Here is a 22484-nt window from a genome sequence, read left to right on the forward strand (position 1 = left end):
AGTCTATTTCACTGCAAAGATATCCATCCCAACCGCTCGTTCCACGCTATTTCGGATGGATGCTAGCCCAGCTCCAGAACCTCCCTTGAGGCCAGGAATAGGCAATACGCTCACAGGATATTCTTCATTAATACTGTCCACAACAGACATATATTTCACAAAAAGAAATTCCTGTATAAAAACAACCGCATACTTCTCTTTGGCTAATTTCAGAAGGAGAGTTGCAAACTTCTCATCATCTTCTTCAGAGATCACGAAAGGTTTAACCCCCACTGCCTGAAAAGGAAGTACTGTTTCGTATTCGCCAATGGCTGCCATTGGTTGGTTCAGTTCATTAGCCACGACGCATCAACCTCCTTGCCAGGTCTTTATCCATGCCATTTGCTACAGAAACTAGGGCTATTCTTAGATTTTTAGCCTCAATTTCTTTATTCCACAAATAACTTAAGACATTCTCTGGGGCAAAAGCACCATATTTGGCTGTTTTCAAAATCCCTGTTATGTAATCGTCCAGTACCTTCTCCATCTCAACAAGAAGTGCATTCATATCAGAACTATCCTGAATTAATGAAAGTGCCTGCCCTATGTCCGCATATGAAAGAACCCTAGTCCAGCTCTCTATTGGCTCAGAAAGCATAGCTAAAAGTTTCTCAACAGAAACAAAGCCTCCAGCGTGAAGATACGGTTCTACAGCAGTAGTGTCTTTTTCCATTCTTTTAAGACGAAGCATATTCCGCAAATTTTCCGCGTCAATCTTACCGCGTACCCACAACAACGGGGTTTCATAATCCAGTTCACGGGCCATTTTCAACATTTCTCGGAATAAGACTCCGTCTAAGAAACACTCTACATCTAGCACATTATGTGTCTGCTCCCACAAGGCCAATGCCTTGGGAAAGGCCAAATGAAGATTATAAGGAAGCAAACGGAAATCTTCACTTTCTACAGCCATAATCATGTCGTCAGTAGGAATATTTCCTAAATGGGTTAAAAGCTCAAAACGGCGATCTTCTCCTTCACGTTGAAGAATTTGACTTTTTAAAAGAACTTTCACGTTATGAAAATCATAGGGCAAACGGCATATCTCAACTAATTTAGCGTCAGGAGCAAATTTAGCAACTTCATCGTAAACATAAAGAAGCTCTGACTCTATTGCCTTGTCAAATTCAGCGTTTGTCTTAAGCTCGGCAAACCAGGAAGCATAAACAGTTTCACCTAAAACTTTCATTGCGCTATCCAAGTCGCCACTATCGATAAGTCTCTGCAGCACGCTATCATCGAGAAGGCGGTTTTCCATAGCCCGCAGGCGAGCAACTGTATATCCATACCGCACTGCTGTAGCCATGCTGCCCACCTCCCGTCTACTCAGAGAACAGCCGTTTTGCAACGTCTGCCTCTATATCTTCTCTAACCCATTTAATCAGCATATCGAAAGAACAATTCGTATCGATATCGTCTTTTCTCAGGATAAATCCTCCAGAGATAAAGGAGGCTGCCTTGTCAAAAGCAAGAGAAGTCTTATGTTTTTCGTTATATTTATTCAGCCATTCTTCGTTGAGATTCTTCTCTTTGGCTGAGACAAACAGTGTTTCTTTTCCAGTGTCTACAGCCTTTTCAAGAAGTTTCTCGCAAAAGTCCACATACCTCTCCGCAGGAAGATTTGCCATTTCATGCCAAGCTCCATCAAAAGCATGAGATATAAGATCCTGCCGAGCCCCAAGCATTATTTTTTTCACATCGAGGTTAGCCACGATTTCACGGCGTTTAAGGACTTCGGGTTTTTCAGCGCTAAAACGATCACTATAAGAAGACTCAATCTTACTAACTTCTGCCTCAGCAGCTTTTCGGACTTCGTCTGCTTTTTCTTTTGCAACTTCAAGTATTTTTTCAGCTTCTAATTTTGCATCTGCCTCGATTTTTACCTTTATATCTGCCAAAGACATTACTATTCACCTCTGGCTCAACGGCTAAATTTGAATGCCGTTGAGTAGGATGATGCTCATAAGAAGAGCAAGAACAGCATACGTCTCAACCATAGCCGGTAAAATAACAGCCTTACCGGTTTCTTCTGGTCTTTTCGCTATCATCTGAATACAAGCCGCAGATGTTTTTCCCTGGGCAATCGCCGAAAAATAACCTGCAATGGCGATGGGAAGGCACGCAAAGAAAATGCCAAGGCCCTGCCACACGTTAATGCTAACGCTTGCCCCGCCACCGAGAAGACCTACCTTTAAAATAGCAAAGAACGCTATAAGAAGGCCGTATATGCCCTGTGTTCCAGGCAATGCCTGAAGCAAAAGGACAAGACCGAATTTACCAGGATCCTCTGTCATAACTCCGGCTCCTGTTTCACCTGCAATACCAACGCCTATAGCTGAACCTGCACCTGCAAAACCAGCGGCCAATGCCGCACCGAGAACTGCCAACATAATTCCGAGAAGATTCATACTAACAAACACTCCCCTCATTCTTTGAACTTAATATGCAACTAAGGTTCTTTTTTCTCAGGAATAGAAACAAAATTTGTATTGAGCGCTAGCGGGGCAAAGCTTCTGCCACCACCTGAATAAAACTTACTGAAGAACTCTACGTACTGCAAACGCAATGAATGGACAAACGCTCCCAAAACGTTAACAGCAACACTGAACAAATGTCCACCTAAAAGAAGAATCAACGCTAAAATCCAACCAACAAAAGGGATACCTCCAGCAAGACCTGCCAACATATTAATAATTGACGCAATGGCTGCAGAAGCAAGACCTAATGCTAGCAATCGGCTATAACTCAAAACATCTCCAAGGTAAGCTGTTACATTGTAAAGACTGAGCACACCCGAAATGGCCTTTTGTACAATGCCGCTTTTTGCCCGACCCTGTGTCGACACAAGAATTACAGCACCTAAAATTGCTAAGATTTTACCGATTCCTCCTATACCTCCAGATAATTTTCCGCTTGCAGCTCCTCCCAAGAGCAAGAGTCCCGTGAGGAAAACTATCCATCCGCCCTGATCAGCAAAAGCTCCCATATAATCTTTTTTGCGCAGACAATCGTAAAAGGCAATAAACAGCCCAAAGAAAAGCTGCACAATACCCAATGCCAGTGATACAAAAAGTATTGTCATCGGGTCATCCATAGGATTAATCAAAACTGGGATATTTTTGAGAGGACGTAAGAACTTAAACATACCAAAAGCATCAATAAGATCTCCAAACCAGCTACCAGTTACAGATCCCACAAGAATAGTTGCAATGGCTGAGAAAATAAACAATTTGAAGAACTGTTTAGTTCCATGGGGCATGCGCTTAAACTTTTTCATGAAAAATGCGAAAAATCCAAGCATTATGAGCCCATACCCACCATCCCCTAAACACATTCCAAAAAATACGAAGAAAAATGGTGCTAAAAACGGGGTGGGGTCAAGTTCGCCATATTGTGGTACTCCATAAAGTTTCGTAAGGGTTTCGAAAGGAAGGGAAAACCCTTTATTAACCAAAAGAGTAGGAGGTTCATCTTCTGGTTCCGGATCGGAAACAACTAACTCAAGAACAGACTGATACGGAACAAGGTCCTTTTTCAATTGCTCAACTGCAGAAGAAGGAACCCACGCCTTAAGGATAACAGTTTTATCCGTAAAGCTACCGTTGATCAGCGCTTCCTGTCTTGATTTGAGAATTCCCCAATAATCACTGAGAGCTCTTATTGTAGGAACCCACTTTTCAGCATTTTCTGTTACTACAGCTTGAATTTCCTGTTCTTCACGCTCCAAAGCATCTTTGCGAGCATCAAGACTGATTAACTCTTCCCCAACACTGAGTTTTAAATGAGCAGGAATATCAATGCGGGAAAATGAATATTTTGAACACACATCCAGAACTTTTTGTTCTAAATCTCTTCGATAGAAAATAGCAACCCAAGTTTCCTTTTCTTTCTCCCCATAAGAAGCAATGAAAAATTCACCGCTATCGCCTAACACTTCGCCAACAGCCTGCTTCCAGCTGGCCAAATGGTCAACAGGCATTGTCCCAACAGAACCTTTTACAAACTGGGTTCCGTTAGAAAGAAGATCAAGAGCATACGGCAACTCCGTAAGGTTTGAAAGAATAGATTTTGTTCCCTCAATTTGAGTAATTTCCGAATGAATTTCCACAAGCCTACGCTCAAGAGTACGCATTTCTTCTGCACATTTTTGAATATCTGTTTTTTCAGAAAGGTTAATAAGCTCCTGAACAGAATAATTCGGTCTTTCTCCTAACGCTCGAGCTAAAGGAGAAATCGTATCATTAAAATTTGGTTCTAAAAAACGCAGAAGGAAACGTATTTCACTGAGCAAGTTATCAATATGTTGCAAACGAGATGAAAAATGATCCCCAGAATCATCAAGCTCCTGCCGTGAAATAATTTCACAGGAACCTGACTTTTGGAGGACTGCCAGCACATCCTCAATCACTGAATTGTGAACGTAAAGTTCAAGTTTGTTAAATCTAGCCACGGCCATATCTAGCCATCACCTCTTCCGCAATCCAGGCAGCGGTTTCTTTAACTCGCCCCTGATGGCTATTTAGAAAAGCTTGCGCGCTTTCTTCACCTGTCTTGACTATTTTCTCCGCTTTAGCTTCAGCCTCCTGCTCCACTTTTTGTAAATTGTCTCGATATTGTCTGAAGGCCTTTTGTTTTGTTTCTTTAACTCGCATTTCAGCCTCATTCTTTGCTTCACTGATTAAACGAGCTGCTTCATTTTTTGCATCTTTAACCATTTGCTTTGCTTCCGATTCTGCTTTTTTGATTTCATCAGCCAGGTTCGTCGCCATACCACCCACCTCCTTCCTGCTTCAACAAAGTATTCATCAGTGCAGGCTGTATTTGAGCATAAAGCCTGAGTTATTGTAATACCCATAAAAATTTGTGTCAAACTTAACAAATTATCAAAATGTTTATAGTATGATAATTTAAACTATTAAATTTACATTTAAAGGGGATTTTTTTTACTAAGAAGGCCCGCTCCACAAAAAATGGAGCGGACAACGGGATTCGAACCCGCGACCCTTAGCTTGGGAAGCTAATGCTCTACCAGCTGAGCTATGTCCGCGCCACCGATAGCACATTATAAACGTGGAACCTTCTTTTTGCAACACGCCCTACCCCACATTCTAAAAGAATGGATATCATCGTTAATAATATAACACTCTTATATTTAAAATCGTTTTTATCTTTATATATATTTCACTTTTTATTTAAGGACCACTCTATCTACCAGAAATGAGCCATCTTAAGAGATATTTTTCTCTGATTACCTCGATTAGAAAACTCTGTTTCAATTTTCCCTTCTATCATCCAATCATCCGCAAATTGTTTTTCCCCTTTTAAAGATAGGAGAAGCCAGTCTCTGCTTTGTTCATTACTCTTTACAGTAAAATAATCAGAAGGAGCGCCTGCAAAAGCAACTAGAAGATCTGGATTTTCTCCAGATAATACACGTTTATAACCTGCAATAAATTGACAATAGCTATCATTAGTCCTCTTTGCGAATTCTAATCCTATAGTACCGGTTGAATACGTATTTGTTAAGCTTTTAACCTTCTGCGAATAAATTCCTGCTCCACTTTCTTCATATCCATCCTGCCAATACTTAGAAAGGATGAATGAAAAAAATGGATGAACATACCAATCTTCGCATTCCCCTTTAGAAGAAGACCATCTTGAATGAATTCCAAACTCTGCATTTTTACTGTCATAATTACTCAAAGCTTCAAGCCCTAAACTTGAAATATTACGGCAAAGATCATACTTTTGCATTCCACCAGCAATATATGTCTGTAGATGAAGAGAATCTTTTTGGTAGCTTCCATATAACCCCAAACGCCAGTCTTCTTCATCACCAGATGTGAATAAGCCGTCTACTGATCCTTCTCCGTAAGCAAGCATCTTCCCAACATGCCAATATTGATTAACCTTGTTATCTCTTCCCACAACAACGTTGAAGGTTTTAGTTCGCAATTCACCTAATCCCAGCCTGGAATCACTATCAAGTTTCTTACGACCATTACTCAGTTCTCCCCACCATGAAGAATTTATACGCCGTGATGAAAAGGAGGTTTGTCCCAACACTTCATTCAGGGGAGTCATTGTAATTAAACAAGCTTGTGCCCCCCCGTAAATTTCCTCATACGCTCGACGAGCTTGTTTATCTGATAAATTATAAAGAGGATCCAGTTGCCTCTGAGTAGAAGAACCTTCGAAAGTTATAAACATCTCTTCCAAACGAGAGGCTGCATCATTTTGAATAGGTGTTAAATGCGCCAAAGAATCAAGAGAGGCAATTTTATTAATAAAAACCACTGCCTCATGTGTATCGTGAACTGCTTCTGCCTCTAAAAAAGCGGAAAAAAGGTTAGGAGCAAAAACTCCGGAAATGCCGCTGCTTGCTCGTAAAAATTGATAACGGCTATTGGGACGTAAAGCTGATTGGCTTAAAGGACGAACAGTAGTCCCATCAATATCTGCAGAACCATTAACTACGAGATGTCCATTTTCCACTGCATCTACCACTACTTCTATAGCACCATCGCTTTCTAGGTTTCCTCTTATTGTTAAAGTACCTGGCTGATTCATTTTCCCAGGGCGCAATGTACCATGGTTAATCATATTACTTTCAAGAACACCACTTCCTGATAAGGTTCCTTCTGCTTCGCTATAGACATTAGCAACAACTGAACCGTCTATTTGTAGCTCTCCTTCAGAAACGACACTGACTCCCATATACGAATTATCTCCCGTAAGAACAAGTGTTCCTCTACCAGTTTTGTTAAGTCCGACAGGTAACCCTGCTAATGTCCCCGTAATAGCCCTTTTTTCTCCTATGTCATTGCTCCACACGCTATAATACCCATGAGTATCAATAGAGTAGAGAGCTTGAGCAATACCATATTGGATGTTTATATCGTGGGAAGATAGACGTCTGGCATTAAAAAGCCCAGGACCACGGACAGCCTTCCCCACATCTAGCAAGCCTTGTCCAAAAACTGCCTCTCTTTGAACATTATCGTAAATATTCATATGCGGTTCTACCCAAGCTAGCCAATCATCTGCTGTCAGAAAATAGCGTTTCAAAAAGTCAGCCGCCTGATAGTAATCGCGCAAATCCTGCTCTATTTGATCTGGGGAAGGACGAACATTTTCTAAATAGAGCAAATTTGCACCTCCTATAAAAGGCCGATAGTTTTCATCATATTTTGTAACAAGACTGAGTGTATATCGCGGCAAATCAAAATGATTATTTGCAGTGGAAAGAACAACATCAACCAATTGTTTTCCATTCATATAGGGAAAAGCCTGCTGCACCAAACCTAAAGTTGCACTTACATAAGGAGCTGCCATCGAGGTTCCACTCATATTTATATATCCACTACCTGTACCACCAGAATAAGCAGAATTGATATCTACACCTGGAGCAGCAATGCTATTTTCTTCAACCTTTTGAGCCAGATTTGAAAAATTAGCAACAAAAGCGGGATCACTTGTATTTTTACTGGGATCAAAGGCTACGACACTTAAGGTGTTTCCCGCTAGTTCTGGAAAATAATATGCAAGTCCCCCCTCATAACAAGGACCAAGGTGTCCATCATTTCCTGCAGCAAAAACAAGCACTTTATCGTAATCCAAAACCATTTTTCTAAAATAATCAGAAGAAAGAGGATTCATGGAAATATATTTATTTATATTATTTATTCTATCTTCCTCTGTTTTAACGTCATCAAGATAGAATTCAGAAAAAGTTCCCCAACTATTATTTATAATCTTCGCGTCTTCAATAAGATACGTTTTAGGATACAGATACCCTAATTCGTTGTCAGAAAAAGAAGTGCGTAAAGAGACTACCCCTGCATCAAAAGCCAATCCATGCATTCCTATATTATCTTTATTAGCAGCCATTATTCCCGCAACATGCGTTCCATGATCATTTTTATTCCAATCCCATGGATCCATCGAAATAGGGTATTCCAAATGAGGATTTTTCCCAAAAAATTCCGGATGACTAAAGAGAACTCCGGTATCAGCCAGCGCTAATGTGATCCCTTTGCCTGTAAAACCAAGCGCATAGGCATCTGCAGCGTGAATAGCATCCAAACCGGTGCTATTCCAATATTCCCATGTTTTAAAATCATCAGCTGTTGAAGCTTCAACAAAAGAAACATAAAAAAACAGGAGAAATAGAGGCAAAAATATGCAAAAAAGAAAATAAGTCCACAAACGTTTGAACACAACAATACTCTCCTTAAATTAAATAGAAATCTCTCAATCTTCTCTGAATTTAATCTTACTGTATTCTATATGTTTCTAAATAAAAATTAAAGCCAAAGACAAAAAACTTGTCCTTGGCTTTTAACTTTATTCATATACATCGTTAGCTATACGTTACTTATTTTACTGTTGCTATTAAACCTATTGTGTCAAAATATTGACCATTTTCAGCTTTCATCATTTCTATATCCCTCTTGGCATATGGGTTATCACACTCTAGCCAATCTTCCCATGCCTTTTTGTGGCAAGATAAAGACAGACTTTGTTCTATTTTTATCTTCATAGACTCTCTCCATAAAGCATGCCACCAACTTCTTGAATAAAAATTCATATCTTCTTCTTGCCAATAAGGCTTTAAGACCTCAGGAACATCATTAAAAAAATCTTTTTTCAATCCAGGAATGGCAACTGCTATAATGCCATCTTTCTTAGTCAAAGGAACTATATACTCGTCTAAGAAGCCCCTTTTTGCACCAAAATAGTGATATGCGTCTACACTAATAACTACATCAAAGAAACCTTTAGCATAGGGTAATTCATGAGCATCTGCATGGATTGGAATAATTTTATGGTCAAGCTGAACAGATTTAAACCGTTCATAATTATCTGTTGCATCAATCCATAGATCTGTAGCAAACACTTCTACATCGTATATTCCTGCTAGAAAAATTGATGTTAGACCCATACCGCAACCCAAATCTAAAACACGCATCCCTGAATGTAATTCTACTGAAGCTAAAAGCTCTTCAAGAATTCTGACACAATTTGGTCCCATCATGTTTTGAAGCAAGAATTCCCTAGTAAACAAATCTTCTCTTTTGGTTTTCATTTTTGCATTCCTCTCTTATCTGTGGGGTTGTTTCTTTATACCATCTATTGAGTAAAAGAGAGACCTCCTTCATGTTTCTGAAACAAAAGAGAGCCACAAGATTTAATCTCATGGCTCTCTTCATCAAGAGTTACATTCTTTACGAGGAATATAAATATATTCTCCTTCAACATAGTTTTGAAGAATATCTAGTAAACCTTTTGGCAACCGCTCAGATGCCTTTATATAGCCCACAATGCTCCCTCCCAAATCGTTATTCTATCTATTTAGGACTGAGCAAAGGCTATTCCACGTTTACGATTTGTTTATGCAATAGCCTTTGCTACGCATAACAAACCGAATCCATCATAATAATACAAATCTCCCCTTTTAAATAATTTGTGTTAATCAACCATAATTATACTTTACTTAGAAACAAAATGCTTCTACGTTCTTTGTTGACATGAAGAAGACTCTTAAACTTTAAATTTTTCAATGACGCTTTGCATCTCTACTGCCAACTTAGATAATCCTTCACTAGACGAAGCTATTTCTTCCATAGAAGCCAACTGTTCTTCAGTGGCCGCTGAGACATTCTGTGCTTCATTTGCCGCGGTTTTGCTCAATTGATCAATCTCTTGAGCTGAACCTACAATTTGCTGACTACCCGCAGACATTTGTTCAATAGCCTTTGATATTTCTATAACTTGGCGAGATACTTCACTTACTAAAAGCGAGATTTCCCGAAAGGATTCTCCTGTAGCAGAGACAACGTCTGCACCTAATCTGACTTCCTTCGTACCAGTACTCATAGCAAGAACGGCATCATCTGTGTCTGACTGAATTTCGCCTATTAAATCAGAAATTTGTTTGGTCGCTTTTTGGGCCTGTTCTGCCAACTGTCGAACCTCTTCCGCTACTACAGCAAAACCACGTCCATGCTCTCCTGCACGTGCAGCTTCAATAGCAGCATTAAGAGCTAAAAGGTTTGTCTGATCAGCAATGCTGTGAATCGTATTGACAATCTGTCCAATTTCCTTGGATCGATCACCTAATTTTGAAATGACTCTAGCGGAAACATCAACAGTTTCTTCAATTCTATTCATTTGACTAACAGCTCTTTCGACAGCTTTATCACCATTCTCAGCACTGTTAACCGCTTGTTTTGATTGAGAAGATACTTCATTTACATCTATAGCTATTTGTTGGATGCTCGCAGATATCTCTTGAACGACATCAAAAGTATTTTTTGCTGCATCACGCTGATCTTTAGCTCCTTGTGCCATTTCTGTAATTGATACAGCTACTTGATTGGCTGATTGAGCTGATTGCTCTGAACTTAACGATAGCCGTTCAGATGCGCAAGCTACCTCTCCTGATAGATGCCGCACTTTTGAGATAATAATTCTAAGATTACTTAAAAATTGATTCACTGCTTTCGCCAAGTCTCCAAGTTCGTTTTTACTGTCTATCTTAATCTCTTGCGTTAAGTCTCCACCTTTTTGAGCAAGTATTGAAAGTTCTTGTTGTAAAACAAAAAGAGGGCCAGTGATTTTTTTAGAAAACCAATATGAAAATAAAGCAGAAATCAAGATAACAACTACTCCTATAATAATGTTTTTTGTCGCAACATTATTTATAAAAGCTAATGCAGAGCTTTTTTTCTGAACCATAACTAAATTCCAAGGAGAAGAATTTCCTGGCATTGGAACACTTCTATAAGCACAAAAATAGGCATCACCATTAATATCTGTATACTCTCCTACTCCCGTTTCTCCGTTAATAACTTTGTTAATAATGTTTTTTAATGTCGCAGAAATAGCAAAATCAACTTCTTCTGTCAATTCATTTCCTTTTATATCTCTTAGAATATGACCTTGGCTGTCTTTTTTTAATATTATTTTTTTCTGTGTTTTATAATTAAATAACTCTGCAACTTGCTCCTTATCTGGGTGAGCCACAACAATACCCTCACCATCTAAAAGATATGCGTAACTACCCGCTCCAAAGTTATATTTCTCCACCATTTTTTGAAGTGTACTTGTTTCAATATCTGCCATCATTACGCCAACTAGCTTATTTTCACGATACATTCCGTTTACAGCCGTAGTAACGGCCATATTTCCAGCAACAGAATAATAAGATTTTGTAATATAGGATTTCTTTTTGTTTATAAATTCTTTAAACCACCAACGATCAGCTCGATTAGCTAAAACACCACTCGACCGAGCTGTTTGATCCCCATTAAGAGTATGACTGGCAAGAAGCTGAAAAAAAGGATATCGTTTCACCATATGTTCCAATATACTTTTTTTATTTTCTTTATCGCCGTTGACCATGTCTCCATTTATGGCAACTTGTGCATTAAGGTTATAAGCATTCTGCATAAACTGAGCTATATTCGCAGCTAAGCTTTCAGCTAAAATTGCATTAGTCTGTTGGATATTCTTTGCGTATCCAGAAGATATCAAATAATAACTAACGGAAAGAGACAACACTATTGCAAAGATTACCAATGTGCAATTTATGAGGATAAATTGATGGCGAATAGATTTAAACATACATAGCTTCCTCCCTTTAATTTATGATAATTAGTGAAATGTGGTTGTCATTTAGATGTAATCAAGATATATAGATGTCGCGTAAAATACCTCCTAATGCATTCAGAATTCTCTTTACCAAAAACATTAAAAATTCAAAATGCCATTTTATAATAAAATTCAAAAAAAAGTCACTTAGAGTTACATCTAAGTGACTTTAACAAGGTAATAAACTCTCTTTAAATAACGTTTGCTTTTATCGGATTAAGTCTACTTCTCTAAAACCTCCATCGACAGCCTAGGGAGACTCCCCAATCCTTACTGGTGGTGTCGCCCCACGATCTTTCGGCATCGAGGTAGATCTGGTAATTCGGCGTGTCCTTTACAAATCCAAAACCCGCTACCACCTGGTCTCCTTCAAGAGTCGTCTCAAAACCTGTGCCATCCACCCGAACCGTGCTGTCTCCCTCGAATTCCTGTATCCAGCTCACCTTCCCGTATAGCTGCTGGCTGCCTCCTGATTCGCAGGCTCTCTGTCTACCGAAGACGCCACCAACTCGAAGCTGAAGGGAACGGCTTCGATCTGCCTCTACATGAAGACCATTCTCGCTGATGTAATCGGCGCTTCCCGCCCAAAAGCCTGAGACCTCCATCTGCGGTTCCACAAAGTAACCATCTCGCGTATCGATGTGTCTGCCAACTTCTGCTGAGAGTCCGAATCCCCTGTTCTTAAAAGAACCTTTATCGTAAGAGCCGCCAAGTACCGGGGTGGTAAAACTATGATCGAAGCTGTTGTATTTGCCGATAATATCGAGATAGAAACCGTCATCTCGAAGCCAGCTCTGGTAGAGCCCGGCATAGATGCTTTCTGTATCTCCTGAACCTCCGCTGGTAAAGCTGTTATCTGCTTCGGCATATCCCAAAACAAAACCGGTAAAGCTCTTTCCATTTTTGTAACTTCGGGGACGGTCCTTCCCCACTTCTATGCCATGAATCTTCTGATCGTAGTCTGTTCCTCCAGATGGGCTTACACTGTATTTCGTTGCGTAGGTCCGTGCCCAGATATCGCCGCTGTTCTGACTTCCCATGCGAAGTTCACCCATACGCTTCTTGATGTCATTCATTTCGCTGTACCAAAGAGAATGAATGGCCGCACTTTCGTTCATAAGGCCACGAACCGGCGTCGATGGCGCATAGGTATTGTAGAGATAATAGTCTCTCTCATCTAACCCACTATGAGTAGAAGACAAGGCCGAACCTTGTGCCACACCGAAACGATAGATACCGATATCACTACCTCCGTCAAAGGTAGCCGTATTGGTAGCACTGTCTCCGATGTCGACAACCTTTACAACACCACTATTCCCCTCGCTATTGTTCACAGCCACATAGTGATTGCCACTGGCACTGTTTTCAATATAGACACGGTCAGAAGTGCCGGCATGTAGGTCGGAGTTGAGATGGAAGGTGCCGTTGTTACCGGAAAGGTTGCGGACTGTCAGTGTTCGGTACGTGTCTCCGGTTGGGGCAGTAAAGCGGAAATGACCGGAACCGAAGATGAGATTTGTAAGGTTGGAGTCGCCTGGGGTTGTCCATGTGGCGTTGCTGTTGAGAGTAATGTTGCCTGTCGATGCACTACCTACTCTTGTTATGCCATAAAGCCAACTGCCATTTTCCGCAACAATATTAATTATACCTCTTCTATAAGAGGAGTCGAAAAGCATCTCACGTCCAATAATAGATTGACCATCAACCCTAACTCTAATCTGCCCCTCATCGTATAATGAAAAAGCAATTCCTGCCGACTGAATAGCAACATTATTTAAGGAAGCTACTCCCGTAGAAGTAACCATCACGGCATGATTTTCACTTCCCGTAGTAACAATGTTTCCATTATTCATGGTAATAGTTCCTTCTATTACGGAAAGAGCCTCACTAGACGATGAATTGTTATTAACAACAATGGAAACGTCATTCAGTACAATCGACGATGAGGCATTCTCCACATGAGCTCCGTCTCCCCCTAAACTTGTGACATAGAGACGGCCTCCGTTCATAGTAATCATGCCTCCAAAATAACTACCAACGCCGTGACCATTAAGCCCCAAATTCTTAATAACAACGTTGTTAAGCATAATGCTGCCATTATCTCGAGCATATGCACCACGACCTCGTTCCATGCCTGTTTCAGTACTCCATACAGTAATCGACAAATCACTCATCGTAGCAGTTGTGTTTGAATTCTTCACTGTGAGTGCACTGCCAGTATTTGTAACAATATTGTCAGTAACCATGTGAGATTGCCCATCATCAAAAAGCAATGGCCCAGTATCCGCCCAGCTCTTCGATATCCCAGGTACCATAAGCAATGTCCAAAGCGCGTAAAAAGCTAACAAGCAGTACCCTCTTCGCCTTATCATGAAGGCCTCCTAACGAAATGACATAAGTTTATTTATTTTTAAATATATACAACTAAGTTAAAAATACGTCTAGCTTTTTATTTTAGTATGTATTTTTTTATATCGTTCCAGAATAGAAAATCGCCTAGACGAATGTCTCAGGCGATAATATAATATCTATATTAAATTTAACGAACATAAAATCTTTAATGTAACTCAATTTAAAATAAACAATTGAATTGATTATTTATAATTCTACCGTAACAAAGCACTTATCATCATTCCATAACGTTTTTCGAACAGAAAAAGTGGCACTTGGTTTAATGCCCTTAATCATCGCTTCTATCGGTGAGAGGCAATAAATTTGACATGGGCTACTTGCTCCCGTTTTTTTGCACATAGAGCACAAGATACAGCTCATATTTACTGCAAAAAAGCCATTTTCAATATCTTCACAATTCCAACTGGCACAACCAAACAAATTTTGAACATTTACAAATGCTTGTTTAGGATCTTGAACACTAAATTTCTTAGCCAACATCGCTCCATTTTTCATTTGTTCATTGCGCTTTTGTCCCATGATTTTTTCTAATATCCCCTCGTTGCTATATCGTAAGGTTGAATCAGCAAGGGCCGCAGCATAACATAGCTGTAACATCTTGAATTTTTCTTCGAGATTCATTTTCTGACCTCCATCGTTATTTTTTAAATCTCTACAAAAGATCTTATTTGGGTAGTCAAATGCAATTAATAATGAAAGGATGATTAATGTGAATAATAACCAGTCGGAAGTAAATGTAAAACTAACAAATCAAAAAGTTCAATTCAGCGGCGTATCAAAAACTAACCCTAATCATCCGATTGTTTTTGATTACCTACCCCCTTTAGGCGATGGACAAGGCTATAAAGGTCTCGAATTATTACTTATGAGTTTTGCCGGATGTGTAAGTACAACTATTGTGTATTTATTGAGAAAAATGGGGAAAAATGTCTCGGGATTCACTATTAAAGCAATAGGGATAAATAGAGCTCAACCTTTATCGCTTCAGAAGATTGATTTTGAAGCTATTTTAGAATCTAGTGATGCTAGTGATTTGGATCTTAAAAATGCTATATTACAAGCTGAAAAATTATCTCCCGTATGGGTAACATGCAAAAACGATATTGAAGTTAATACGAAATCCAGAGTAATAAAGGTTTATTGAAATCAACTTTTTTTAACAACAAGCGATCTTATTGTATGTTTCTTTTTATAAAATCATGAATATATAAATTTGATATTTGGGTTTGTTTTGAATTGTACCACTCTGCATATTTATCCATGAAGCCATGCAATGCTTCCAATTTGAATATCTCTACATTAGACTTTTTTCGAAGCTCCCCGACGATATTGTCGACATTAAAAGAATCTTGCTCTGCAAATAGCAAAAGAGTCGGACAAAATGGCTGCAGAAAAAGGTAATCACGTATACGAGAACCGTAACAACATATAATTCCGTTACACTTCACGTTCTCACAACATCGCCATGCGATAGTTGCTCCTATACTGAATCCAATAATAAAAATTTTTTCATAATTGAGCGCTAAGTGCTTTATTAAACTTTCAATTTCTTTATAAACGTCAAAGCCTACATTGCTAACAAAATATTCATACGCATCATGAGTCTCTGCATATGAAAAATTATCGCGTCTCAACATATCTGGACAAAACACATCAAATCCTTGCCCATGAAATTCTGCACACACGTCTTCAATGAAGTTATTTAAACCATATATTTCGTGAAGCACAATAATTGCCATTGTATTATGACTTTTATATTCGTACATTCATTAACCTTTCAAAGCGAAGTAGAGATTAGAGCAACTTCGAAATAGATATTAAAAGAAACTCACAATACAAGCATATCATTCTCGTCAAATGACCAAGAAGGATTATATGCAACCTCCCAATAATAGCCATTTGGATCGATAAAATAACCGCTATAACCACCCCAGAAAACTCTTTGCGGTTCTTTGGCTATAGTTGCTCCTGTTTTTTTTGCAAGATCCATAATTTCATGTACCTCAGCCTCACTTTTCACATTGTAAGCTAAAGTAATTCCTGCAAAACCAGAAGCGATCTGTGGCGGATTCATCTCATTGATATCTTCAGCTAGAAGTTCCAATGGATATAATTCGAATTTTGTTCCGGTAGTGTTAAAGAAAATAACTTTCGGTTCATCTTCTGTTACATCAGTAGAAAAACCTAGCCCGTCACGGTAGAAACGAATTGACTGGGCCATATCCTTTACACCGAGACAAATAATACTAATCCTATTCACAAAAAAGCTCCCCTTTCACTAAAAACTTAAGAATATCTCTAGTTTAATATTTATTTTCTTAAATTATATCCAAAAAGCGGTAATCGGGTAGGAGGCTAAGCAACTAGTTGGTCAGCCGACCTCCCACAGCACCGTACGTACCGTTCGGTATACGACGCTTCCAAATATCCGCCACATTTACACCTTCTGATTTCGTGTAGCTATTGGGCTTTGACTTGTTATGCAGCCTTACCCTCAGAAGATTGCCTGATGTGATTCCTGTTCGTCAGACCGGAGGTTTGCCGCCAGCTTCCTTCAGATCCCACCTCGCGATAGACACCCTTGCTCTTGGCTATGTGCTTGCCGCTACAGGCCGCACTCGGGACTTTCACCCGTTAGATTGCGCCCATGCTGGGCGCACATAAAAAACTCCTAGCAAAACTAGGAGTTTTTAGAGCAGGTTATCTTTTTTGTAATAAAGCAACACTCTCCACATGGCTCGAGAGGACTTTTATAATGTCAACTCAACCCACTTTCGTTTAGGTAACATATTATAATAACTTCGACCGAGTTTCACCCTTATTTTTTCTATATTATAGAATAAATAACGCAAGTTCCTTAGACATATTGTTGACAGCCTAAAGGTTGTGGGGATAGATGAAATATTAAGTAATCATTTTATTAAAAGCTACGTTTAGTGCGTATAATCTATGATAGTTACACTATCGCCTAGTTTTTTAATAATTGCTTCTTTCATTTCCTTAGCGTGTGGACAGGCAAAACCAATGGGATTCCCTTTCGTAATACAAGAGCACAAAACTATTGTATCAGCACCTCTTTTAACCATTTCTGCAGCTCTTGTTACTGCTTTTTTGCCAGGGCATCCTCCGCAAGTATTAAACCCTATAATCTCAATATCTCCTTCTACTCCTTCGAATGCACACTTTTTTTCTTTAATGACTTTAAAATCTGTTGTTCCAGGACACATATCCTCTGTTTGCATACATCTAATTAATCCAACCTTCATAAAAAATTCCTTCTTAATATAATCTTTTAAAAAATAGTAACTAATTTATTTTAAAGAATTTCAAATTCATTCTTATTGAATTTTAACAATCCTTCATCTCGCATATTAGATAGCTCACGTGACAGTGCACTTCTATCTACACAAAGATAAAATGCAAGTCCTTCTCGGTTATAAGGTATTGAAAATTTTTTTGAATGATTCATTTGAACTTGTGTATTGAAAAATGCTAATAGCTTTTCTCTTGTAGTACGTTTTGATAATATCTCCATTTTTTGATTCAGCATTATATTTTTTCTTGCAATCATAGAAAGCATATTTTCTATCAGATTCCAATGAAAAACACAGGCATTATTACACGTTTTGATGATTCGTTTACAATCAATAAACATTATTTCGCAATTCTCAGTGGCTTGCACTGTAATAGGACATTCATAAATATCAGCATATGCAAATGCTTCTGCAAAAATATCATTAATACCTAAATGAGAAAGAATATTGATATTACCTTCGATATCTTCTTTTATTATTTGAATGCCACCTGACAAAACTATTCCAACATAGTGAACATGAGCACCTTGTTGTATTATCAAATCCCTTTTTTTATAATAATTAACCTTTGCAGATAGGCAATTTAAAATACTTTCCAAATCATTCAAATTAAAATTATTGAACAATTCATTATTTTGTAGTTGCTTAAGATATTTCTTCATAGCTCACCTCTTATGTTGCAAATGCAACCGACATCTTATGTTCATTATACTATACTAATACTATAAAAAACAAGGAGGACTTCAAAATGATTAGAAAAATAATAAAAATAGATGAAGATAAATGTAATGGTTGCGGATTATGTGTTACAGCCTGTCACGAAGGAGCCATTGGTATGGTAAACGGAAAAGCGAAGCTTCTTCGTGATGATTATTGTGACGGACTTGGTGACTGTTTACCGGCTTGCCCAACCAATGCAATCAGTTTTGAAGAAAGAGAAGCAGTAGCATATGATGAGGCGGCGGTAAAGATGAATATGGAAAATAAGCAACCTGAAAATTTGGCTTGTGGTTGTCCTGGTACTCAATCAAAAACGTTCAAGCGTAATGTTATTAGTGAAACCAAGGCAGAAACATCTGCAACAATACAAACCCAATTGAACCAGTGGCCAGTACAAATTAAACTTGCTCCACCAAACGCACCTTACTTTAATAATGCTCACCTACTAATTGCAGCCGACTGTACAGCATATGCATATGGCAATTTTCACAATGAATTTATGAAAAACAAAATAACCCTTATAGGCTGTCCAAAGCTGGATGAAGGTGATTACAGCGAAAAGTTCACTGCCATACTAAAAATGAATAATATAAAATCTTTGACAGTAGTAAGAATGGAAGTTCCATGCTGTGGTGGTATTGAAAATGCTGTTAAGACAGCCCTTCAAAACAGTGGAAAACTCATTCCTTGGCAAGTCATAACAATTTCAACTGATGGCAAAATTCTTGAATCATAATTCATAAACTATATATCTTTACACCCGCAAAGTCTAGGACACTAAATCTTGCGGGTGTTCTTATTTTTTCTATATCAAAAAGTATTCTTAATTCTTAGTTTAGACTATGATAAATACATTTGTTTCAAAAAGTTTATCCCTGCATCCGTTTTATAATAATTGTCTCTTATTTTACAAATTTCTTCCTGCGAAATTTCATCTTCATATATATTGATTAAAAAATCTGCTTCAACAAGAATTTGAAAATCTATGCCATCAATAGCTGTATATGTATGATGATGTCCTACAATAAAACACACTCTTGAAATTATAGTGTCTTCAAAATCAAGCTTTTCAAGTAATTCCTTTGCTAAAGCAGGTCCTTCAATTTGTTGATACTTTCCTGAACTCGAATTATATTTCTGCTCACTTAATTTAATTCCAATATCATGAACAATTGCTGCAATTTCTAAAACTTCTTGGTTTAAGCAATCTACCTTCTCCATCTCTCCAATTGTTTTTGCGAAGCTATATACTTTCATAAAATGATTAATTCTTTTCACATCACTTGCATAATATTTAATCATTTCATTTATTAAAACAGATTTTTTATCCATGCTGTATCCCTCCGTTTATAAAACAACTCCTGACAAAGGCTATCAATTGTCAGGAGTTATATATTGTTTATTTATTAATTTTATGACATGAATAACTTAATATCATCCTCAACTGTACCAATACCTGCAATACCGAATTTCTCAACCAAAACCTTTGCCACATTAGGAGACAAGAAGCCAGGTAGTGTTGGTCCTAGATGTATGTTTTTCACACCTAGATACAGTAATGCCAATAGAACAATAACTGCTTTCTGTTCATACCAAGCTATATTAAAGGCAATTGGTAACTTATTGATATCGTCCAGACCGAAAACTTCCTTAAGTTTTAGTGCTATAACTGCTAGTGAATAAGAGTCATTACACTGACCTGCATCAAGTACTCTTGGAATTCCGCCAATGTCACCTAAATTCAATTTGTTATAACGATATTTAGCACAACCCGCAGTAAGTATTATAGTATCCTTTGGAAGCTTTTCAGCAAATTCTGTATAATACTCTCTTGACTTCATTCTTCCATCGCACCCTGCCATAACAAAGAACTTCTTAATTGCACCAGATTTAACAGCCTCAACAACTTTGTCCGCAAGTGCAATCACCTGATTGTGAGCAAAGCCGCCTACAATGCTTCCCGTCTCAATTTCTTCTGGCGAAGGCAGTGTCTTAGCAAGTACTATGATTTGTGAAAAGTCTTTTTTTCCATTTTCATCGGCTTCAATATGTGTGCAGCCAGGATAACCGGTAGCTCCAGTAGTAAAAATTCTGCCCCTTACTTCTTCGCTTCTAGGCGGAACAATACAGTTCGTTGTAAAAAGAATAGGGCCACGGAAGGATACGAATTCGTCAAGCTGTTTCCACCATGCGTTTCCGTAATTTCCTGCAAAGTTGTCATATTTCTTGAAAGCAGGGTAATAATGTGCAGGAAGCATCTCACTATGAGTATATACGTCAACACCTGTGCCCTTAGTTTGCTCAAGAAGCTGCTCAAGATCAGTTAAATCATGACCCGAAATAAGAATGGCAGGATTTTTTCTTACCCCGATATTTACCTCGGTAATCTCTGGATTTCCAAATCTCGTTGTATGTGCCTCATCCAACAAAGCCATTACCTTAACACCGTATTCTCCGGTCTTGAGTGTTAATGCAACAAGGTCATCAGCTGTAAGAGAATCGTCTAGTGTTGCCGCCAATGCTTCGTAAATAAAAGCATTAATGTCTAAATCCTCTTTGCCAATATTCTTTGCGTGTTCGCCATAAGCCGCCATACCCTTAAGTCCATAAATAATCATTTCACGCAAGGAACGAATGTCTTCATTCTCTGTTGAAAGCACACCCACAGATGCTGCTTTTTCAAGCATAGCTTCTCTGGAATCAACTGTGAATATTGATGCATCATGCAAATCTTTGACTTTGACAGTATTTTTCAGTTCATCTCTTAGCACTATCATTTTCTTAATTTGATTTTCAATATGACTGTCGTCAAAATTTGCGTTGGTAATAGTCATAAATAAGCTGCTTAAAACTTCATAATTAGTCTTATCCAGATTATTAATATCAACCTTTCCTTTTACAACAATATCTGAAATGCCTTTAAGCGTGTATACCAGAAGATCCTGAAGTTTTGCAACTTCTTCATTCTTTCCGCAAACACCTTTCACTGTACAACCTGTGTTTTTTGCTGTTTCTTGACATTGATAACAAAACATACTCATTTTGATTCCTCCTTAATTTTGGGGAGCTGGTGCTTTTACAACAATAAGCTCCAATGTTTCGTGGTATAAATTTTTTACATTCATTTTCGTTTGAAATGGTATTTTTAATAAAGTCCCCGCCTCATACTCATGAATTTCCTGATCATTAAGTCCTATTGAAAGCTTTCCTCTAATAACTGTCATATAAACGTTTGAATTTGAGAAATGCTCAGGAAGCCCTTCATCTTTATTAAAAATCATATGAAGATAATTTACATTTTCGTCAAATACAACTTTCTCAACAGCTTTTTCATTGCCTCTAGCCAGTTCAAATATTTGTTCAATCAATATTTAACACCTCCAACTCAAATATTATTTCAATATATTTAGCAATTAATACTACCAATCGATTTATATTTATTATACTGTTAATCTTTGCAAAAGTATGTTGCAAATGCAACAAAACTTATTATTTTTTGCAATAATCAATATTCGCTTTATAAGTATGTGCTTAAAGATGAAGATAATTTTACATATGCTTTACTATTTTTATTTTTCGGTTATCAATGCTAATAATGCCGTCAAACTGCATTTTTTTTAATTCTCTAAAAAGCGAAGGGCGCTGTACTCCGAGATAATCGGCAAATTCCTTTTTGCTGAAAGGCAAATACACTGTTTGCGATTGTTGAGAAATCGATTGTTGTAATAAATACTCATAAATATTCTGGCGAAGTGTTTTTCGTGAAAACATGGCGATTTTGTGATTAAGCCCAAGAGCATTTTGAGATAATGATCTTACGTATGACATTACAAAATCATAATTGTGAAGTAATTTTTCTACAACTGTTTTTTCTATATGGATAAGCTTACATTCGGATGAACAATATATGTTAAGAGGGTAGATATTATTAGTGGCAAATAAAAGGTTTGCGCCAATAATACTATCCTTTTTAAATTCAAACATTATTGTTGAAGAACCACTCTCGGTAAGAGAATAAGCTGTAAGACTGCCCGTAACGACAATATCGAGAGAGTTACATAAACAGCCTTGATTATATAAAGTTTCACCTTTTGCATACTTTTTAACTTTAATTTGACCTTGAGAAACCAGTAATTCAATATCAGTAACAGATTTAAAAATTGGAACACATTTTATAATGTCAATATCTTTCATACTATGCCCTGTAGATGGGCCAGAGTTTCGTTCCGTTTACTTAGGTAAAGTGAAAGAGATAATGAAAAAGGCGGGCACCTCTCCTTTATACTGGTGTTGCTCAAACAACCAAAATAAAGGATATAGGAGGTAAACCCGCCATGACATCAT

General features: G+C 38.0%; 21 protein-coding genes and 1 tRNA gene. 2 read left to right on the top strand and 20 right to left on the bottom strand.

The genetic code is table 11. The features are described from left to right. Positions 1 to 3: 3 nt before the first annotated feature. The 12 genes from VB083_RS00415 to VB083_RS00470 all read right to left on the bottom strand — a co-directional run bounded on the left by VB083_RS00415 (position 4) and on the right by VB083_RS00470 (position 14727). On the bottom strand, positions 4 to 342 hold the full coding sequence (locus VB083_RS00415) for a V-type ATP synthase subunit F (protein ID WP_213692055.1): 339 nt from the start codon (positions 340 to 342) through the stop codon (positions 4 to 6). Continuing rightward, on the bottom strand, positions 335 to 1345 hold the full coding sequence (locus VB083_RS00420) for a V-type ATPase subunit (protein ID WP_213695285.1): 1011 nt from the start codon (positions 1343 to 1345) through the stop codon (positions 335 to 337). The genes VB083_RS00415 and VB083_RS00420 overlap by 8 nt, the downstream gene beginning before the upstream one ends. Positions 1346 to 1361: 16 nt before the next feature. Continuing rightward, the gene (locus VB083_RS00425; RefSeq protein ID WP_213690403.1) at positions 1362 to 1943 is read right to left on the bottom strand and encodes a V-type ATP synthase subunit E; all 582 of its coding nucleotides are present in this window, start codon (positions 1941 to 1943) and stop codon (positions 1362 to 1364) included. 24 nt (positions 1944 to 1967) lie between these two features. Further along, complete coding sequence (locus VB083_RS00430) at positions 1968 to 2447, bottom strand: V-type ATP synthase subunit K (protein WP_213690404.1); 480 nt, start codon at positions 2445 to 2447, stop codon at positions 1968 to 1970. Between the two features lie 41 nt (positions 2448 to 2488). Beyond that, on the bottom strand, positions 2489 to 4495 hold the full coding sequence (locus VB083_RS00435) for a V-type ATP synthase subunit I (RefSeq protein WP_323401575.1): 2007 nt from the start codon (positions 4493 to 4495) through the stop codon (positions 2489 to 2491). Continuing rightward, entirely contained in the window at positions 4482 to 4808 is a 327-nt protein-coding gene (locus tag VB083_RS00440; protein ID WP_213690406.1) for a cell envelope biogenesis protein TolA, read from the bottom strand. Before VB083_RS00440 ends, VB083_RS00435 begins: the two co-directional genes overlap by 14 nt. Before the next feature lie 202 nt (positions 4809 to 5010). Next, positions 5011 to 5086 (bottom strand) — tRNA-Gly (locus VB083_RS00445). A 161-nt stretch (positions 5087 to 5247) separates the two neighbouring features. Beyond that, positions 5248 to 8259, bottom strand: coding sequence for a S8 family serine peptidase (locus VB083_RS00450; RefSeq protein ID WP_323401576.1), 3012 nt, complete (start codon positions 8257 to 8259; stop codon positions 5248 to 5250). 157 nt (positions 8260 to 8416) lie between these two features. Continuing rightward, positions 8417 to 9127, bottom strand: coding sequence for an SAM-dependent methyltransferase (locus VB083_RS00455; protein ID WP_213691931.1), 711 nt, complete (start codon positions 9125 to 9127; stop codon positions 8417 to 8419). Positions 9128 to 9582: 455 nt separating this feature from the next. Next, positions 9583 to 11667, bottom strand: coding sequence for a methyl-accepting chemotaxis protein (locus tag VB083_RS00460; RefSeq protein WP_323401577.1), 2085 nt, complete (start codon positions 11665 to 11667; stop codon positions 9583 to 9585). A 257-nt stretch (positions 11668 to 11924) separates the two neighbouring features. Continuing rightward, positions 11925 to 14066, bottom strand: coding sequence for an autotransporter outer membrane beta-barrel domain-containing protein (locus VB083_RS00465; RefSeq protein ID WP_323401578.1), 2142 nt, complete (start codon positions 14064 to 14066; stop codon positions 11925 to 11927). Positions 14067 to 14292: 226 nt separating this feature from the next. Next, the gene (locus VB083_RS00470) at positions 14293 to 14727 is read right to left on the bottom strand and encodes an L-2-amino-thiazoline-4-carboxylic acid hydrolase (RefSeq protein WP_323401579.1); all 435 of its coding nucleotides are present in this window, start codon (positions 14725 to 14727) and stop codon (positions 14293 to 14295) included. An 88-nt stretch (positions 14728 to 14815) separates the two neighbouring features. Here VB083_RS00470 and VB083_RS00475 point away from each other — a divergent pair, with 88 nt between their 5' ends. Then, on the top strand, positions 14816 to 15250 hold the full coding sequence (locus tag VB083_RS00475; protein ID WP_213691259.1) for an OsmC family protein: 435 nt from the start codon (positions 14816 to 14818) through the stop codon (positions 15248 to 15250). A gap of 28 nt (positions 15251 to 15278) precedes the next feature. Here VB083_RS00475 and VB083_RS00480 read toward each other — a convergent pair whose 3' ends face one another. The 4 genes from VB083_RS00480 to VB083_RS00495 all read right to left on the bottom strand — a co-directional run bounded on the left by VB083_RS00480 (position 15279) and on the right by VB083_RS00495 (position 18082). Further along, on the bottom strand, positions 15279 to 15845 hold the full coding sequence (locus VB083_RS00480; protein ID WP_213691258.1) for a dienelactone hydrolase family protein: 567 nt from the start codon (positions 15843 to 15845) through the stop codon (positions 15279 to 15281). An 89-nt stretch (positions 15846 to 15934) separates the two neighbouring features. After that, entirely contained in the window at positions 15935 to 16366 is a 432-nt protein-coding gene (locus tag VB083_RS00485) for a VOC family protein (protein WP_213691257.1), read from the bottom strand. 673 nt (positions 16367 to 17039) lie between these two features. Next, positions 17040 to 17372 (bottom strand): CGGC domain-containing protein, encoded by a 333-nt coding sequence (locus tag VB083_RS00490; protein ID WP_138205290.1) that lies wholly within the window; start codon positions 17370 to 17372, stop codon positions 17040 to 17042. A gap of 50 nt (positions 17373 to 17422) precedes the next feature. Continuing rightward, a complete protein-coding gene (locus VB083_RS00495) occupies positions 17423 to 18082 on the bottom strand; it encodes a Crp/Fnr family transcriptional regulator (protein ID WP_213692011.1) in 660 nt (219 codons plus the stop codon). 86 nt (positions 18083 to 18168) lie between these two features. Here VB083_RS00495 and VB083_RS00500 point away from each other — a divergent pair, with 86 nt between their 5' ends. Next, positions 18169 to 18876, top strand: a complete 708-nt coding sequence (locus VB083_RS00500) for an ATP-binding protein (RefSeq protein WP_213692010.1) — start codon at positions 18169 to 18171, stop codon at positions 18874 to 18876. 104 nt (positions 18877 to 18980) lie between these two features. Here VB083_RS00500 and VB083_RS00505 read toward each other — a convergent pair whose 3' ends face one another. The 4 genes from VB083_RS00505 to VB083_RS00520 all read right to left on the bottom strand — a co-directional run bounded on the left by VB083_RS00505 (position 18981) and on the right by VB083_RS00520 (position 22334). After that, the gene (locus tag VB083_RS00505) at positions 18981 to 19472 is read right to left on the bottom strand and encodes an HD domain-containing protein (protein ID WP_213692009.1); all 492 of its coding nucleotides are present in this window, start codon (positions 19470 to 19472) and stop codon (positions 18981 to 18983) included. An 80-nt stretch (positions 19473 to 19552) separates the two neighbouring features. Then, entirely contained in the window at positions 19553 to 21181 is a 1629-nt protein-coding gene (gene hcp, locus VB083_RS00510) for a hydroxylamine reductase (RefSeq protein WP_323401580.1), read from the bottom strand. Positions 21182 to 21193: 12 nt separating this feature from the next. Next, the gene (locus VB083_RS00515; protein ID WP_195509941.1) at positions 21194 to 21508 is read right to left on the bottom strand and encodes a cupin domain-containing protein; all 315 of its coding nucleotides are present in this window, start codon (positions 21506 to 21508) and stop codon (positions 21194 to 21196) included. Between the two features lie 181 nt (positions 21509 to 21689). After that, positions 21690 to 22334 carry a Crp/Fnr family transcriptional regulator gene (locus VB083_RS00520; protein WP_213692008.1) on the bottom strand — a complete coding sequence of 215 codons (645 nt, stop codon included), beginning with the start codon at positions 22332 to 22334 and terminating at the stop codon, positions 21690 to 21692. Positions 22335 to 22484 lie beyond the last annotated feature (150 nt).

The sequence above is a fragment of the Aminobacterium sp. genome (genome assembly GCF_034926885.1).
Classification (GTDB): Bacteria; Synergistota; Synergistia; order Synergistales; family Aminobacteriaceae; genus Aminobacterium.

Coding starts and splice junctions, on each gene's coding strand:
- VB083_RS00470 (WP_323401579.1), bottom strand. CDS start 14,727: ATGAATCTCGAAGAAAAATTCAAGATGTTACAGCTATGTTATGCTGCG.
- VB083_RS00500 (WP_213692010.1), top strand. CDS start 18,169: ATGATTAGAAAAATAATAAAAATAGATGAAGATAAATGTAATGGTTGC.
- hcp (WP_323401580.1), bottom strand. CDS start 21,181: ATGAGTATGTTTTGTTATCAATGTCAAGAAACAGCAAAAAACACAGGT.
- VB083_RS00490 (WP_138205290.1), bottom strand. CDS start 17,372: ATGAAGGTTGGATTAATTAGATGTATGCAAACAGAGGATATGTGTCCT.
- VB083_RS00480 (WP_213691258.1), bottom strand. CDS start 15,845: ATGGCAATTATTGTGCTTCACGAAATATATGGTTTAAATAACTTCATT.
- VB083_RS00455 (WP_213691931.1), bottom strand. CDS start 9,127: ATGAAAACCAAAAGAGAAGATTTGTTTACTAGGGAATTCTTGCTTCAA.
- VB083_RS00460 (WP_323401577.1), bottom strand. CDS start 11,667: ATGTTTAAATCTATTCGCCATCAATTTATCCTCATAAATTGCACATTG.
- VB083_RS00520 (WP_213692008.1), bottom strand. CDS start 22,334: ATGAAAGATATTGACATTATAAAATGTGTTCCAATTTTTAAATCTGTT.
- VB083_RS00495 (WP_213692011.1), bottom strand. CDS start 18,082: ATGAAGAAATATCTTAAGCAACTACAAAATAATGAATTGTTCAATAAT.
- VB083_RS00425 (WP_213690403.1), bottom strand. CDS start 1,943: ATGTCTTTGGCAGATATAAAGGTAAAAATCGAGGCAGATGCAAAATTA.
- VB083_RS00465 (WP_323401578.1), bottom strand. CDS start 14,066: ATGATAAGGCGAAGAGGGTACTGCTTGTTAGCTTTTTACGCGCTTTGG.
- VB083_RS00440 (WP_213690406.1), bottom strand. CDS start 4,808: ATGGCGACGAACCTGGCTGATGAAATCAAAAAAGCAGAATCGGAAGCA.
- VB083_RS00505 (WP_213692009.1), bottom strand. CDS start 19,472: ATGGATAAAAAATCTGTTTTAATAAATGAAATGATTAAATATTATGCA.
- VB083_RS00435 (WP_323401575.1), bottom strand. CDS start 4,495: ATGGCCGTGGCTAGATTTAACAAACTTGAACTTTACGTTCACAATTCA.
- VB083_RS00430 (WP_213690404.1), bottom strand. CDS start 2,447: ATGAATCTTCTCGGAATTATGTTGGCAGTTCTCGGTGCGGCATTGGCC.
- VB083_RS00420 (WP_213695285.1), bottom strand. CDS start 1,345: ATGGCTACAGCAGTGCGGTATGGATATACAGTTGCTCGCCTGCGGGCT.